The sequence below is a fragment of the Mycobacterium sp. ELW1 genome (assembly GCF_008329905.1).
Taxonomy (GTDB): Bacteria; Actinomycetota; Actinomycetes; order Mycobacteriales; family Mycobacteriaceae; genus Mycobacterium.
The window spans coordinates 2,012,548-2,028,019 of record NZ_CP032155.1 but is presented as its reverse complement, the minus strand read 5'-3'; the positions used below and the strand labels follow the sequence as shown (position 1 = coordinate 2,028,019).

The 15,472-nt window shown below is 67.1% G+C and carries 14 protein-coding genes and 1 pseudogene; 1 reads left to right on the top strand and 14 read right to left on the bottom strand.

From position 1 onward, the window contains the following. Window positions 1-2 precede the first annotated feature (2 nt). Window positions 3-1,739, top strand: coding sequence for a sensor histidine kinase (locus tag D3H54_RS09365; protein ID WP_149378806.1), 1,737 nt, complete (start codon window positions 3-5; stop codon window positions 1,737-1,739). A 27-nt stretch (window positions 1,740-1,766) separates the two neighbouring features. Here D3H54_RS09365 and D3H54_RS09360 read toward each other — a convergent pair whose 3' ends face one another. The 14 genes and pseudogenes from D3H54_RS09360 to D3H54_RS09295 form a co-directional block, all read right to left on the bottom strand. Further along, window positions 1,767-2,654: a universal stress protein gene (locus D3H54_RS09360; protein WP_149378805.1), complete on the bottom strand. Its 888-nt coding sequence runs from the start codon at window positions 2,652-2,654 to the stop codon at window positions 1,767-1,769. Between the two features lie 20 nt (window positions 2,655-2,674). Continuing rightward, a complete protein-coding gene (locus tag D3H54_RS09355) occupies window positions 2,675-3,664 on the bottom strand; it encodes an Acg family FMN-binding oxidoreductase (RefSeq protein ID WP_149378804.1) in 990 nt (329 codons plus the stop codon). Between the two features lie 82 nt (window positions 3,665-3,746). After that, window positions 3,747-4,484, bottom strand: coding sequence for an SDR family NAD(P)-dependent oxidoreductase (locus tag D3H54_RS09350; protein WP_149378803.1), 738 nt, complete (start codon window positions 4,482-4,484; stop codon window positions 3,747-3,749). Beyond that, window positions 4,481-4,956, bottom strand: a pseudogene (locus D3H54_RS09345) (nuclear transport factor 2 family protein). The gene D3H54_RS09350 and the pseudogene D3H54_RS09345 overlap by 4 nt, the downstream one beginning before the upstream one ends. A gap of 2 nt (window positions 4,957-4,958) precedes the next feature. Beyond that, window positions 4,959-5,162, bottom strand: a complete 204-nt coding sequence (locus tag D3H54_RS09340) for a (2Fe-2S)-binding protein (protein WP_149378802.1) — start codon at window positions 5,160-5,162, stop codon at window positions 4,959-4,961. Between the two features lie 10 nt (window positions 5,163-5,172). Further along, window positions 5,173-5,766 carry a fatty-acid--CoA ligase gene (locus D3H54_RS09335; RefSeq protein WP_149383437.1) on the bottom strand — a complete coding sequence of 198 codons (594 nt, stop codon included), beginning with the start codon at window positions 5,764-5,766 and terminating at the stop codon, window positions 5,173-5,175. Window positions 5,767-5,819: 53 nt separating this feature from the next. Further along, the gene (locus D3H54_RS09330; RefSeq protein WP_149378801.1) at window positions 5,820-6,122 is read right to left on the bottom strand and encodes a hypothetical protein; all 303 of its coding nucleotides are present in this window, start codon (window positions 6,120-6,122) and stop codon (window positions 5,820-5,822) included. Window positions 6,123-6,138: 16 nt separating this feature from the next. Continuing rightward, the gene (locus D3H54_RS09325) at window positions 6,139-7,635 is read right to left on the bottom strand and encodes a class I adenylate-forming enzyme family protein (RefSeq protein ID WP_149378800.1); all 1,497 of its coding nucleotides are present in this window, start codon (window positions 7,633-7,635) and stop codon (window positions 6,139-6,141) included. 25 nt (window positions 7,636-7,660) lie between these two features. Further along, entirely contained in the window at window positions 7,661-8,362 is a 702-nt protein-coding gene (locus tag D3H54_RS09320; RefSeq protein ID WP_210419663.1) for an Rv1363c family protein, read from the bottom strand. Continuing rightward, window positions 8,359-9,054, bottom strand: a complete 696-nt coding sequence (locus D3H54_RS09315) for an Rv1363c family protein (RefSeq protein ID WP_149378799.1) — start codon at window positions 9,052-9,054, stop codon at window positions 8,359-8,361. Before D3H54_RS09315 ends, D3H54_RS09320 begins: the two co-directional genes overlap by 4 nt. 253 nt (window positions 9,055-9,307) lie before the next feature. Next, the gene (locus D3H54_RS09310; RefSeq protein WP_149383436.1) at window positions 9,308-10,765 is read right to left on the bottom strand and encodes a FadD3 family acyl-CoA ligase; all 1,458 of its coding nucleotides are present in this window, start codon (window positions 10,763-10,765) and stop codon (window positions 9,308-9,310) included. After that, the gene (locus tag D3H54_RS09305; protein WP_102808676.1) at window positions 10,765-11,955 is read right to left on the bottom strand and encodes an amidohydrolase family protein; all 1,191 of its coding nucleotides are present in this window, start codon (window positions 11,953-11,955) and stop codon (window positions 10,765-10,767) included. The genes D3H54_RS09310 and D3H54_RS09305 overlap by 1 nt, the downstream gene beginning before the upstream one ends. A gap of 80 nt (window positions 11,956-12,035) precedes the next feature. Beyond that, window positions 12,036-14,435, bottom strand: a complete 2,400-nt coding sequence (locus D3H54_RS09300; RefSeq protein ID WP_149378798.1) for a CaiB/BaiF CoA transferase family protein — start codon at window positions 14,433-14,435, stop codon at window positions 12,036-12,038. Between the two features lie 2 nt (window positions 14,436-14,437). Then, window positions 14,438-15,445 carry an enoyl-CoA hydratase/isomerase family protein gene (locus tag D3H54_RS09295; RefSeq protein ID WP_149378797.1) on the bottom strand — a complete coding sequence of 336 codons (1,008 nt, stop codon included), beginning with the start codon at window positions 15,443-15,445 and terminating at the stop codon, window positions 14,438-14,440. Window positions 15,446-15,472: the final 27 nt, after the last annotated feature.

Here is a 15,472-nt window from a genome sequence, read left to right as displayed (position 1 = left end):
ACATGAGGGCTGTGACCGACAATGTCGGACCAAACGGGAATCGCAAGGCCGCGTCGCCGCTGCGTGACACATTGTCGGGTCTTCGCCTGCGCGAGCTACTTGTCGAGGTCCAGGACCGGGTAGAGCAAATCGTCGAGGGCCGGGACCGGCTCGATGGTCTGGTCGAAGCGATGCTCGTGGTGACCTCGGGTCTGGAATTGGACATCACGCTCAAGACCATCGTGCACACGGCGATCGACCTCGTCGACGCCCGCTACGGAGCGTTGGGTGTCCGCGGCCACGACCATGAGCTCGTCGAGTTCATCTATGAGGGCATCGACGCCGAAACCCATGAACTGATCGGCCCGCTGCCCTCCGGCCGCGGCGTCCTCGGCCACCTGATCGACGAACCGAAACCGATCCGGCTCGACAACATCACCCAGCATCCGGCGTCGGTGGGTTTCCCGCCGAATCACCCGCCGATGCGCACTTTCCTCGGCGTTCCGGTGCGCATCCGCGACGAGGTGTACGGCAACCTGTACCTCACCGACAAGGCGGACGGGCAGCCGTTCAGCGAGGACGACGAGGTCCTGGTCGAGGCATTGGCCGCCGCGGCGGGGATCGCGATCGACAACGCCCGGCTCTACGAACAGTCCCGCACGCGGCAGTCCTGGATCGAGGCGACCCGCGACATCGGGACCGAGTTGCTGGGTGGCGCGGACCCGGCCCAGGTGTTCCGGCTGATCGCCGACGAGGCGCTCAAACTCACCTCGGCGGACGTGGTGCTGGTCGCGGTGCCCAGCGATATTCAGCTGCCCGTCGACCAGGTCGAGGAATTGCTCGTCGTGGAGACGGCAGGCAAGGTCGGCCAGCCCGGCTCATTGCCGCCAATCACCGTGCGGGACAGCGTCATCGGCCATGCCTTCGCCGAAAAGGCACCGCAGCGGTTCACCGACATCAGCGACGAACTGCCCGCGATACCCGGGATCGGCCCCGCGCTGGTGCTGCCATTGCGCACCACCGACACCGTCGCCGGCGTGGTGGTGATTCTGCGGCGCCTCGGCAGGCAGACGTTCAGCCACGAACAGCTCGACATGATGGCGGGGTTCGCCGACCAGGCGACGCTGGCCTGGCAGTTGGCCTCGACGCAACGGCACCTGCGCGAACTCGACGTGCTCTCCGACCGCGACCGGATCGCCCGCGACCTGCACGACCACGTCATCCAGCGGTTGTTCGCGATCGGGCTTTCCCTGCAGGGCACGATTCCGCGCAGCCGACTGCCCGAAGTGCGGCAGCGGCTGACGAGCAGCGTCGACGACCTGCAAGAGGTCATCCAGGAGATCCGCACGGCGATCTTCGACCTGCACGGCGGGTCCGTGGGCGCCACCACACAGCTGCGGCAGCGCCTCGACGACGCTGTCAATGGGTTCGCCGGTTCGGGGCCGCGGATCGCCATTCAGTACGTCGGGCCGCTGTCGGTGGTCGAAGCGGGGCTGGCCGATCACGCCGAGGCGGTGGTTCGGGAGGCGGTCAGCAACGCGGTGCGCCACGCCGACGCCCAGTCACTCAGCGTCACCGTTCGGGTGGAGGACGAGCTGGCGATCGAGGTGGTCGACGACGGTCGCGGCATGCCGGCCGAGGTCAACCCCAGTGGGTTGATCAACCTGCGCCGCCGGGCGTACGAGGTCGGCGGGGACTTCACCGTCGACAACGCCGAGGGCGGCGGTACGGTGCTTCGCTGGAGTGCACCACTGCCGTAATGCGTTGCATCCCGAAGTGTTCGGGCGCTAACTGCTGCGCGCGACGATCACCGGCTGCCGGGATCCGTGCACCACCGCGGTGCTGACCGACCCGAGCAGCATCCCGGCGAATCCGCCACGTCCGTGGCTGCCGAGGACCGTCAACTGAGCCGACTCCGACTGCTCGATGAGCTGCTGGGCGGGCCGGTCGGCCACCACCAGCCGATGCACCACGACATCGGGGTAGCGCTCTTGCCAGCCTGCGAGCCGCTCGGCCAATGTCTCCTCGGCGATCGATCGCAGCGCCGACCAGTCCAGACCGGGGAATTCGAACACCCCGGTGTCGCTCCAGGCATGCACGGCGACCAGTTCCACGCCGCGCAATGAGGCCTGCTCGAACGCGATTTCCAGCGCCCTCTCCGAGGCCGGCGAACCGTCGACACCGACGACCACCGGGGCCTTCGACGGGCGAGCCGTCAACGGATCCTCGTCATGAATGATGGCGACCGGGCAGTGCGCGTGGTGCACCAGGCCGGTGCTGACCGAGCCCAGCAGACTGCGGGCCAGCGCGCCGCGTCCACGGCATCCGACCACGATCAGCTGGGCGTCCTTGGACAGGTCCGCGAGCGTCGGTACCGGAGACCCGCTCACGATCTCACTGGTGACCTTCACCGGGTCGTCTTTGGTGGCCGCTGCGACGGTTTCCGCCGCGCCGGCCAGGATCTCGCGAGCCGAATCCTCCTGCCACTGAAAGTAACCGCTCGGCACGGGCACTTCGGGGAACGTCATCACCGCGGGTGAGCTGAGCACGTGCACCAGGTGCAGCTGCCCGCCGCGCAACGCCGCGTCGCGGGCCGCCCAGTCGACGGCAACCTTCGACTCCGGGGAGCCGTCGACACCGACGACAATGTCGTATTTCGTTGCAGTAGTTGACATGTGATATTCCTTCCGGGTTGTCACGCCACGCGACTGTCGAGCCCGCCGACCACTTCGGAGAAGGGACGACGTGGGGTGGCAGGCAGCGGGTCGGCGTTCACCGCCGCCCAGCCGACGCGCACCAGCATCTGCGGATAGCCGCTCGTGCCGAACACGTCTTCGCGCACCGCTTCTCGTGTTTCCTTGATCTCCAGCGGCTCGGTGACCGGACACGTCGCCAGCCCCATGGCGGTCGCCGACAGCAGGACCAGGCTGGTCGCCTCACCGGCGCGCAGCCGGGCCAGGTCGTCGTCGGTCTCGGTACCGAGCGCGAGCAGGACGCCGTTGTCTTCGGCGGCAGGCGTTTCCGATGGCTGCGCCAGGATCGGGCCGGCGAACACCCGGGCCGGCAGCGTCGCGTGCTGATCGGGTGCGGGCGTGTTGTGGGCGGGCACACCCGCCAGCGACCCGTACCGACCGCTCCAGGCGCTGAGCTCACTGAGGTAGTCGACATCGGCGGCGTGTCTGGACACCGATCGGGCGACGATCTCCGTCAGATGCGGCAGCAAGTCCAGCTGGCGCAGCATCACCCCCGCCCGTGCGGCGCGCGCACCCATCAGCGCGATGTCACCGCCGGGCACCGGCCACGAGCTGAAGTTGCGCCGATCGGTGCGACGCCGGGAGATCGCGGCGGCCAGCGTGACGTCGAGTTCACCGGCGGCGAATGGCTGCACCTCGATCGACGCCAGGTGAGCGCTGTCGGCCGGATCGGGGAAGCGACGAACCTTGGCCTGCCACCCCAGCGCGGCCAGCGCGACGGTGCAGTGATGCAGAGCAGCGCCGCAGCTGACCAGCATGTCGCGCCGGTCGGGATCGGTGTTGGGCAAATGCCTGCTGGAATCGACGTACAGATGCAGGCTGCTGGGCCCGACCTGCCAGTGCCAGGGCTGCGAGTTGTGCACCGACGGCGCCCGCATCGCCAGACTCAGGACAGTCCGAATGGTCTCGGGCTCGGGAAACGGCACACTCATACGTCCACTGTCGCGGCGCCGCCCAGGATCTGACAGGGGCGTAAGTCCCAAGCTGTGGGGACTTGAGTGGGCTGATCCCGCGTCAGGGATGTCTGCTGGTCACTCCCCCGTCGACCACCAGGTGGGCGCCGGTGATGAACGACGCCTTCGGCGACATCAGGAACGCCACCGCCGCGCCGACCTCCTCGGGGTTTCCCAGCCTGCCGATCGGTGCGGCCGCCTCGAAGCCCTCGCGCACCTCGTCGACGTCCAGCGCGATCTGCAGCATCGGGGTGCGAATGAAGCCGGGGCACACCGCGTTGACCCGGATCCCGTCCGGGCCCAGCTGAGCGGCCATCGATCGGGTCAGCCCGAGCAGGCCGGCCTTGGAGGCGCAGTAGGCGGGGATGAACGGGTTGGCGGTCAGTCCCTCGATGCTCGAGATGCCGACGATCGCGGGAGCGGCGCCGGCGCGGGCGGCCTCCTGCAGGTGTGGCAGCAGCAGTTGCGACAGGATCGCCTGGGCACGCAGGTTGACATCGAGCACCGCGTCCCACGATTCCTCGGTGAAGGCGCCCACTGGTTCAGGGATGACCCGGCCGGCGGCGTGCACCAGCCCGTCGATTCCATCCATCGCGGCCGCGGCGGCGTCGACGGCAGCGCTCAACGCGACGCCGTCGCAGACGTCGATCACGCTGTGGGGCATGCCAAGTCCCTCGGCCACCTCTGCCACCGCCGGGGCGATGTCCCACAGCGCAACTCGGCGTCCGTCGGCGATCAGCGCCTCGGCCGAAGCCCGGCCGATCCCCGACGCGGCTCCGGTGACGATGACACCACTCATGTCTCGGCCTCCTCGATCAACTCCGCCCGCCTGCGCGGACTCGGCGGATTGTCGAACCAGAGGTTCTCTTCACGCAGCTGCCTGCTGCGCCATCCGCTGTCGGTGCGGACCATAACGTGGTGGTAGTAACCGCCGCACGCACTTGTCTCAGTGGCGCCCGGCAGCAGCATCGGGTTGTAGAACATCGCCCGTACGGTTGCTGTGTCACCGTCGATATCGGCTTCGATGTTGGTGACGCTTCGACGTTGTTGATTATGGGCTGGGTCATCGGCATCAGCGTCAGCGAGCGCTCCAGCCAGGAGCAGACCTCGTCGCGGCCGGCCGCCGGGCCACCGACCGAGCTGTAGTCCAGGTGGGCGTCGTCGGTGAACAGTGACCGCAGCAGATCCCAGTCCTGGGTGTCGACGGCCCGGGCGTAGCGGTGCAACACCGAGGCGATCTCGAGTTCGTCGCTGATGCGCTGCACATCCATCGTCACCCCTTGGGTAGGAAGCCGTTGTGGCGCTTGCGTTCAGCCGAGTCGGCCGCACCGATGATGGCACGAACCGTGCGCCGGCAGCGGCCGCATTCGGCACCCGCTCCGCACGCGTTCGCGACCTGTTTGGTGGTCGTGGCGCCTGCCTCGACGGCCTCGGCCACCACCTGGCTCGTGACACCGTTGCAAAGGCAGACGAACATCGATTGGCTCTCAGCCGTTCTCGTCCAGCCGCATGATGTGCTGCAGCCGGCCGACGAAGACCGGCGGGTAGGCGCCGACTCCGGTGTGGCCCATCCACTCTGCGGCCACGTCGGGATGATTCACCCAGTCGGAAGCGTCGGCCTCGTCGTCGAGTTCTTGCAGGATCATCACTTCGTGGTCGTCGTCGAAGGCCTTGAAGATACGCACGGCACGCACCCCGGCGGCCTCAAATCGAGGCAGTCCCTGGTGAACTCGCCCGATCATGGCGGATACGTCATCGACCGCGGCGATCGCCCCGACGATCACCCCGGGCGGGGTCTCCTCCGACGGCTCGACGAGCGTCACCTTGTCCACCGTCTCGCCGGCGAAGATGGCGGGGATGTCATCGAGGCCGACAGCGTCGAACCAGTTGAGGAACACCCGCGAGCGCAGTACCTCGAGAATGGGTTCTTTACTCCGCAGCGAGATGGTGACCATGACGCGACCGTGCTCGCGCGTCGAGGTGTAGACCAACACGTAGTGCGCGCCCAGACCGGCGAGAGCGGACTCGCTGCGTTGCAGCACCGGCCAGACCCGGCTGGGATCCGGGACCCGGTAGTCCATAGCCAGCACGAGCGTGTGGGTTTCGACCTCCGCCGCGCCGTCCACGCCGACCCCTAGTCGCTGGCCGGCAGCGGTTTTGCGGTCTTCTGCTCCAGCGGTGTGGTGCCGACGCTGAGGCTGCCGGCCCCGGCCTTGGTGACCAGGAGTTCGGCGCCGTCGGCGTCGACGTAGCGCTTGCCCATCACGGTGCCGCCGGAGAAGTCCGGATCCAGTTGCACGCCTTCGGTTTTCTCGCCGTCCAGCGGGATCATCGGGACGCCGCCGGCCCGCAGGTCGTCGAGGCTGTCCGATGAGCGCACGACGATCACCTGGGTGTCGCATACCTGGCTCTGCAGTCGGGTACCGGTCTTGATCATGGTTGTCCTCCTGGGATCACGGGGTGGCGGTGGGCGACTTGAGCTCGTCGGCAAGCTGGCGGCGCAGCACCTTGCCGGTGGGCGTGGTGGGCAGTTCGTGGCGGAACACCACCCGGTCCGGGGTGCGTGAACCACGCAGCTGGGTACGCACGTGGGCGCGCAGGTCCTCCGGGTCCGGGGTGATGTCCGCGACGGGCACGACGACGGCGACCATGATCTGGCCCCATTCATCGTCCTCGACGCCGACGACGGCGACGTCACGCACGTGCGGATGTTCGACGAGGACGTCCTCCACCTCGGCCGGGGCGATGTTCTCCCCGCCGCGGATGATGGTGTCGTCGGAGCGGCCCCCGATGAACAGATATCCGTCGGCATCCAGGTAGGCGACGTCCCTGGTGGGGAACCAGCCTTCGGCGTCGAGCACCGAGCCGATCTCGGCGTAGCGGCCCGATACCTGATCGCCTCGGACGTACAGTTCGCCGACCTCCTCGGGGCCCAGGACCGTACCGTCGTCGGCGCGGATCTGTACCTCGATGCCCGGCACGGGCTGGCCGACCGAGCCGAGCCGTTTACGGGCGGACTCGTCGGAGGCCGCATGCGCCGCCCGGTGGTCGTCCGGGCTGAGAACGGCGATGGTGGAACTGGTTTCGGTCAGCCCGTACGCGTTGACGAAGCCCACCGCGGGCAGCAGCTCGAGCGCCTTGCGCACCAGGGGCAGGGCAACCTTGGAGCCGCCGTATGCCAGTGACCGCAGCGACGGCAGCGGCGTGGGGTTGGTCTCCAGCTCGGTGATGATGCGATCGAGCATGGTCGGCACCACGGTGGCGCTGGTGACCGCCTCGGTGGACGCCAGCCGGATCCACTCGCGAGCGTCGAACTTGCGCAGGTACACCATCTTTCGGCCGGCGTACAGATTCGACAGCGCCGCACTGACGCCGGCGATGTGATACGGCGGCACGCAGATCAGTGCGGCGTCACCAGGTTCGGCCGAAGCGAACTCGACGGTGCCGGTCACGTAGCTGGTGAGGTTGTTGTGCGACAGCTCGACGGCTTTGGGTCGCGACGTGGTCCCGGAGGTGAACAGCACCACCGCGATGTCGTCGGGATCCGGGAATTCGGCGACCGGCTCGGCCGTCGCTGCCGCGGCCAGGAACTCCCGCGATTCGATTCGCGCTGCACCCAAACCGGCCACCACGTCGGCATATTCGGCGTCGAAGACGATCAACGGGTCGGGTAGCCGCTCGATGAGTTCGGCCAGCGCCTCGGCCGACAGGCGATAGTTCAGCGGCGTGAACGCGCGCGCTGCACGCGCCGAGGCGAAGATGAGCAGCGGCAGCATGACTCCGCCGAGGCCGACGTAGACCACACTGCCGGCACCGCGGGAATCGATGACGCCCGCCCCACCGTCGGCGAGCGTGTTCAGCTCGCCCACAGTGAGTCGCTGGTCGTCGCTGACCACCCCGACGCGCTCGGCATCGGAGGCGGCCATCTCCAACAACAGTGCCACGCTCATCGATTGGTCCTCCTGCTCAGCTGGCCTAGATCGGGTTGAACTCGGAGATCAACCAGCGGCCGTCGGTCTTCGTCAGCTTCACCATGACGCTGCTGGTCGCCAGGGCCGGATCGGGCCGATCCTTGCTGGTGGTCACCTGATTGACGAAGACCAGCACCGTCGCGTCGCTGGGGTGCATCTCCGAGAGCGCCGCTCGTGCGACTGTCGCCTCGGTTTTGACGCCCTTCTGCTTGGCGGCCGGCGCGACGATCTGGTCGGTGAATTGGCTGTAGTACTTGAGGAATTCGCCCGTCAGGTGCGACTTGGCGTTGGCCAGGTCCTTGTCGAGGCTGTCCGGCGAGTACGACAGCAGCGCCACCGTGCCATCGCGGGCAGCGTTGATCGCCTGCTGCTGAGCCGCGGAATTGGTCTGCTGGTCCGGCCGGTACAGCCACCAGTAGACGCCGCCGGCGGCACCTGCGGACGCGACCAGCAAAACCACCAGCAGGATCGCCGCCCAGTGGCTACCGGCCCAACTCAGGGGCCCACGCCGTGCACCGGACGCCGGGGTCTCGGATTCGGTCGCGGCGTCGTCACCCTCGGCGGCCTCGTCGGTGGTTTCCGTATCGAGTTCCGTTGCGGTCGATTCCTCGTCGACGACGGCTACATCGGTGTTGTTGTCGCCCTCGACGGGCTCGTTAGCCTTCTTGTCGCCCTCAACGGGCTCGGTGGTCTTGTCACTGCTCATGGCACGAACTCCACATTCGACATCTTGTATTGGGCACCATCGCGCGCCACTGTCACGCTCATCCGCCAGGCGCGCGGATCCTGATGTGCTCCATTGGCATTGGTTACGGTCGAAGAAGCAGCCAGCAGCACCACGCCGGTGTCGCCGCTCTCCTTCTCCAGTGCGGCAGATTTGACCGTGCCGACGGTGACCGCCTTGGACTGCTCAGCGGTCTTGACGAAATCGTCTGCACCCCTGGTGAAATCGTCCTTGAACGTTCCCGTGGACAGGTCGAGGACGTGCTGGACGTCGGCCTTGGCTCGGTTGTAGTCGATGGACAGCAGCGCGATCACACCCTCGCGCGCCGCAGCCACCAGCTCGGCTTGGTGCGCCCGCTGGGCGACGACCTTCTGGTGCGCGACGAGCATCAGGCCGGTCACCACCATCGATGCGATGGCAAGGATCACGACCACGCCCACCGCGACCGTGACCGCGCCGATGCGCGCCCACCAACTCCGGGGCTCGAGTTCGACGTCCTCAAAGTCGTCGGCGTCCTCGGCGTCTTCGGAACCGTCATCCCCGGAACCGGGCTCCGCACCTCGCAAGCGCGCCGCGGTGGCCTTGGCGCGCGCCGCCTCCGCCCGGGCTTCGGCCTCGGCGGCCTCGGCCTCGGCGAGCTCGGCCAGCGCTTCTGCGTCTACATCAGCCGCCATGGCACTCACACATGTCGTTCGAGCTCGTCACACGGCGCGCATCAGCGAATATGCGCCGCATGTCGAACTCCTCTCTGGGTCCAAACATCCCGCCAGCGTACGGGCGGGGTCTGAGTCGTCCGTCACACCCACGGCCGACGCGCGAAAACCGATGAGAATGACATTATCATTAGGCGGTAAGAGAACTCGACGCACCGACTCGCAGGATGTCTGTATTACGCACTCTTAGTGCGGAAATGGTATTTCCGAGCATTCAGCGCAACTGGTCCTTCATCACCTTGCCCGTCGCGTTCAGCGGCAGGCCGTCGACGAACACGACCGACCGGGGCACCTTGAAACCGGCCATCCAGTCTCGGCTCCAGGCCAGCAGATCGTCCGCCGACACCGCACTCTCCCCTTTCAGCACGACGAATGCCTTGCCGACCTGACCGAGCCGCTCGTCGGGCACCCCGATCACCGCCGCCTGCGCGACGGCGGGGTGCTCCATGAGGAAGCCCTCGATCTCGGCGGGGTAAGCGTTGAACCCGCCGACGATGAACATGTCCTTCTTGCGCCCGACGATTTTCAGGCGCCCCGACTCGGTGAAGCTGCCAAGGTCTCCGGTATGCAGCCAGCCGTCGGCGTCGATGGCCTCGGCCGTGGCTGCCGGATCGTCGAAGTAACCCTGCATGACGCTGTAACCGCGGACCAGCACTTCGCCGTCGTCGGCGATGCGCACCTCGACTCCGTCGCACGGCGCACCTGCGGTGGTGGCGACATCGTCGAATGAGTCGCCCGGCCGGGACAGCGTCGCGGTGCCTGCCTCGGTGAGCCCGTAGCCGGTGGCCAGTGTGCGGAAGGGCAGTTCCTCGTGCACCCGCCGAATCAGTTCCACCGGAATGTCGGCGGCGCCGGTCACCCCGGCCCGCAGCGTGGCGAGCTTCGATTTGTCTTCGACCGACAGCAGCGAGTGATACAGCGTCGGCGGCCCCGGCAGCATCGTGATCTTCTCGGCGGCGATCAGCTCGACAACGCGGTCCACATCGAAGACCGGGACGGGCAGCATCGTTGCGCCCCGGATGAAGGAGGCGATGCAGCCGGCCTTGTATCCGAAGGTGTGGAAGAACGGATTGACGATCAGGTAGCGGTCGCCTCGGCGCAGATCGGCAAGGTCACACCACTCGGCGTACATCCGCAGGTTCTGCAGATGATTCATCATGACGCCCTTGGGCCGCCCGGTGGTCCCCGAGGTGTAGATGATGTCGGCGATGTCGGTTCCGCTGACCTCCCGCTGCAACGGTGTGCCGTCTTCGAGGAGGCCGGACTTCAGGTCGATCGCAGGCACACCGGCCGGGACGATGAAATCCTTTCCCAGGAAACCCTTCTCGATCAGGACCGCCTTGGCGCCGCTGCGGGTGATGATGTCGGCGGCTTCGGCCTGCTTGTAACGAGTACTGACCGGAACGACGATGCCGCCTGCGGTGAGCACCCCGAAGGCTGCGATCATCCAGTGCGCGGAGTTGGGCGCCCAGATCGCAACCCGGTCACCCTTCTCGACGCCGAGGTTCGCGAACGCGCCTGCCGCACACCGCACCCGGTGCGCGACCTCAGCGAAAGATAGTCGCAGCGGACCGTCGACGACTGCTTCCGAGTCGCCGAATCGGTCCGCCGCGCTCAAGACCATCTCAGGGATGGTCTGCCAGTCGGGCTCGATGGGCCGGCCCGCTCGAATCACACGGTGACGAGGCGGGACAGGTTGCCGCCCATGATCTTTGCCTGATCGTCGGCCTTCAGGTGCTGAAGTGCCTCGATGTAGTAGGTCGGCTCCGCCAGCCCTTCGGGATGCGGCCAGTCCGAGCCGTACAGCACCTGGTCCACGCCGACGAGGTTCACCAGATCGTCGATGCCGTCTTCGAAGAACGGGCTGACGTGGATGCGGCTCTTGACCATCTCGACCGGATCGCTCGGGAAAGCCTCCGGGGCCTTGCGGAAGACCTCGGCCAAGCCGTCGAGCAGCGGGGTCATCCACTTCGAGCCGGCCTCGACGATCGCGACCTTCAGCTTCGGATGGCGGTACAGCGCACCGTGAATCACCCACGACCCCACCGAGTCCTGGATCGGGCGCCACTCGTTGAGGATGCCCATCGCATTGGTCTGGAACGGCAGCATCTCGGCGCTGGCACCGTCCCATTCGGACGTGTACCGGGAGTAGCCACTGTCGCTGGAGTGCATGCCGACCAGCAGGTCGTACTCGACGACGCGCTCCCAGAACGGGTCGAACTCGGGCAGCGCGAACGACCGTGGCCCACGGAATCCGGGAACCGGCGCCGGGCGAACCAGGATGCAGCGGGCGCCCCGCTTGACCACCCACTCGAGCTCCTCGATCGCTTTCTCGACGATCGGCAGCGTGATGACGGGGGTGGTGAAGATGCGGTTCTGGTAGTTGAACCCCCACACCTCGTCGAGCCACTGGTTGAGCGAGTGGACCAGGACGTGGATGGCCACGGGGTCATCGGACAGCCGCTCCTCGAGCAGGCTGGCCAGGGTCGGGAACATCAGGGTCTTGTCCAGACCGAGCTCGTTCATCACCTCGAGGCGCGGGCCGGGCTCGAAGAACGCGGGGATGGCGCGCATCGGCTCACCGAACAGTTCGCGCTTGGTCTTACCGTCCGGGTTGCCGTACTTGAAGTACTCCTCCCAGGCGCCCGGCCGGGCGACGACCTCGAAGGTCGGGTTCGGAATGTAATTGCTGATCTGACCGCGCAGCGCAATCTTGGTGCGGCCGTTGACCTGCACGTACTGGACGTAGTCCTTGTATTCCTTGGGCAGGAACTTGGTCAGCGCCTCCGGCGGCTCGTAGAGATGGTTGTCCGCGTCGAAGATCGGAAACGGTACGTCCACCCGGTGCGACAGTTGACCCATGAAATCCTCCTTATGCAGTTGAAGAGAATCCTATTCTCACAAGTGCGGTCAAGGCAATACGTTGCCCCGGCCCGCGCTGATCAGCCCGGCGGCGCCGAGCCGATCACTCCAGCTGCCACCAGTTCCTCGATGTCGCTGTCGGACAAGCCGAGTTCGATCAGCAGCTCGTGGTTGTGCTGGCCGAGCATCGGTGCCGGCGCGCGGTGAATCGGCGGTGTTCGGCGGGACAGCCGGAACGGCATCGTGGTGAACCTCGCCGGCGCGTTCACCGGGTGATCGAGCACCTCGAAGAACTCGCGGGCGGCAAGCTGCTCGAGCTCGGTCTGTCGGTGCGGCTGGATGACCTTGGCCACCGGGACGCCGGCCGGCCACAGCGCGGCGACGATCTCGTCCCCGCTGCGGTCCCGGCACCACGCGCCCAGGTGTCGGTCGACGAGGTCCTCACGGGCACGTCGGCCACCCTCGGTGTCGAGGTGGGGATCGGCGGCCCAGTCCGGATCACCGAGTGCGCTGCGCAGCGCCTGCCACTGCTCGTCGGTTTCGACGGCGATCGCCACCCAGGAGTCGTCCCGGCCGAACTCGTCGATCTCGTTGCTGCGGTAGAGGTTCTGCGGCGATGCCGAAGGTCCCCGATTGCCGGCACGCTGGAGCACCGCGCCGTACGCGGTGTACTCGACGATCTGCTCGGCGGCGATGTTGAGCGCCGCATCCACCATCGCCGCCTCGACGAGTGCCCCCTCGCCGGTGCGCCGTCGATGTTCGAGGGCGAGCAGCACCGCGTTCAGCGCGTGCAACCCGGCGTTGGGATCGCCAACGGAATACGGTTCGTACGGATTCCGGTCCGGGTAGCCGGTGAGCCAGCTGATACCGGCGGCGGCCTCGATCACATACGCGAACGCCGGGTTGTCCCGCCACGGTCCGTCCAGCCCGAAACCCGGCATGCGGCACATCACGATATCGGGCCGGATACGTTGTAACGCAGCGTAGTCCAGGCCCAGGTGGTCGAGCACCCGCGGCGTGTAGTTCTCGGCAACCACGTCGGCGGTGGCGATCAGCCGGAGCAGCAGCTCACGGCCGCGTTCGGTACCCAGGTCGAGGGTGAGGTCCTTCTTGCTGGTGTTCAGCGCGGCGAAGATCGGCTGCCTCTCCCACCAGTGATCTTCGGTGACCGGCACCCCGGCGATCATCCGGGTGCCGTCGGGGCGGCGCGCGGACTCGACGTGGATCACCTCGGCACCCAGTAGCGCCATCAGGTGGGTGGCCGACGGTCCGGCCCAGAATGTGGTGAGATCCACCACGCGGATCCCGCTGAGCGGCAATCGATCCTGGGCGGCGCCGGGCCGCCGTGGCGTGCGCGACGCCTGGCGGTGCCGGTCGGTGTGTTCGCCGAGTCTCGGGGCCGGCGACGGCGGACGCAGCTCGACGCCGGCGATCCGGTAGGGATGGCCGGGCTGGCGGAAACCGGCCGGGTGGGTGACGAACGTCTTCCTGGCGACGAAGTGTTCCAGCGACTCGATGGTGTCGGGGGTGGCGACCGGCGCGTTGGGGATGCGGAACGCGGTGGCCAGTTCGCGGACCTCGTCACCGGTGCGCTCGGCCATCCAGGCGTACAGCTCGTCGGCTTTCTCGCTGGCCTGCTCGGTGATGCTCAGGGGCGCGTTCTCGTCGATCCACTCCTCGTGCCCGGTCATCGCGCACAGGTCGAACCACTGCTGTGCGGTGCCACATCCGACGTCCACCAAGCCGTCCTTGACGCGGGCGATGCCAGGCACGGTCAGCTTGCGGGCGTCACGCCAGGGCCGTCCGAGCATGTCGAAGTAGGTCGCCGGGTAGTACGTCAGACCCATGACGTGACTTTCCAGCATGGACAGATCGATGAGCTCACCGGCGCCACCGGCCAACACCTGCATGCGGGCCGCCAGTATCGCCGCACTGGCGTACGCCCCGGACAGGTAGTCGCCGACCCGGCCGCCGACGTAGACCGGCGCGCGGTCCGGGGCGCCGCGGCCCAGCCCGACAATGCCGCCGGACCAGGCCTGCAGCGTGAATTCGGTTGCGGGGCGGCCACTCCACGGGCCGTCGAGACCGAACGGTGTGATCGCGACGACGATCAGGTGTGGATGGGCGGCGTGCACCGCGGCGGGCATCAGCGTCGGGTGTTCGGCCAGCGGTGACCCCGATGACCAGACGACGGCGTCGGCACCGGCCAGAAGATCGCCGATCCATCGGAGATCATCGTCGAGGTCAGGGTGGGCGACCGCGCTGTGCTTACCACCGGCCAGAAAGCTGAACAGCGCGCCGTCCTCGTTCGGCCCGATCTGCGCACCCGAGGCCGACCATCGCCTCAGCGGATCACCCTCGGGCGCCTCGACTTTGATGACCTCGGCGCCGGCGTCGGCGAGCAACTTGGTGCAGTATCCGCCGGGGATGCCGGTGGACAGGTCGACCACGACAAAGCCGGTCAGTGGCGAGTCGGTCATCGCTACTTCTTCTTCTTCTTCTTTTTCGTCTTCTTGGTCTCGGTCTTCTCGGCCTTGGCTTTCGCGCGTCCGGACTTCGACAGCCGCCACTCCGGTGGGAACTTGCTGTCGTTGTCCTTCACCGCGCCGGCGAGCCCCGAGTCGAGTCCCGCGTGCATGTCGAACTCGTCCTCGTCGCGCGCGGCTACGCCACCCAGCGACTCGAAGGTGCTGCCGAGCAGGCTGCCCAGGTACTCACCCTGGAACTGCTTGAACACCTCGAAGAACATCTTCTGCTGAAAAACTGTGTCGGTGGGCCGGTTTCGCGCGCATGCCTGCGCGTACCGACTGACCTCGTCTTCGAGTTCCTCCCGTGCCACCACGCTGTTGAGGAAGTTGCACTCGTACATCTCGGCGGCGGTGAACGGCCGACCGGTGTACACCATCTCCTGAAACTTGCGGATGCCCATCATCTGCGTCCACCACCACATCCGGGGACCCCAGCCGTAATAGCGGAACGACGGATGGCCGAACAGTGCGTCGTCGCTGGAGATCACCAGGTCGGCGTCGGCGGCCTGGTAGAAGTGCCAGCCGTAGCAGTATCCCTTGACCTCGAGGATCGAGATCTTCTTGAAGTCCTGCAGCGTCCGGATACCCGACTGCGGGCTGGCGTACCACGCACCGATCGAGGCACCACGGCGGTACGTCCCCTGCGGCGGGTATGTCACCGCGCCAGGCGGAATCCGGAACTCCCCGAGCCGTGGGCCGGTGTCCTCGTCGTTCTGCAACTCCATGAACTCGGGGAGGTCGGCACCGCTGCCGAGATCCTCCCCCGCGCCCCGGATGACGACGACCTTCACCTGATCGTCCACACCGGCCTGGTAGAGCAGGTCCGAATACCGCAGGCGCGCAGCGGCGGTCGGCGCATTGAGGTACTCGGGCCGGTTGAAGGTGATCGTGGCGATTTTGGTCTTCGGGTCCTTGTCGTAGAGGATGATCTCCTCGGCCGACGGGCGTCCGGCTTTAGCCATTGCTCGTACCGACGCTTGCCGCGGCGC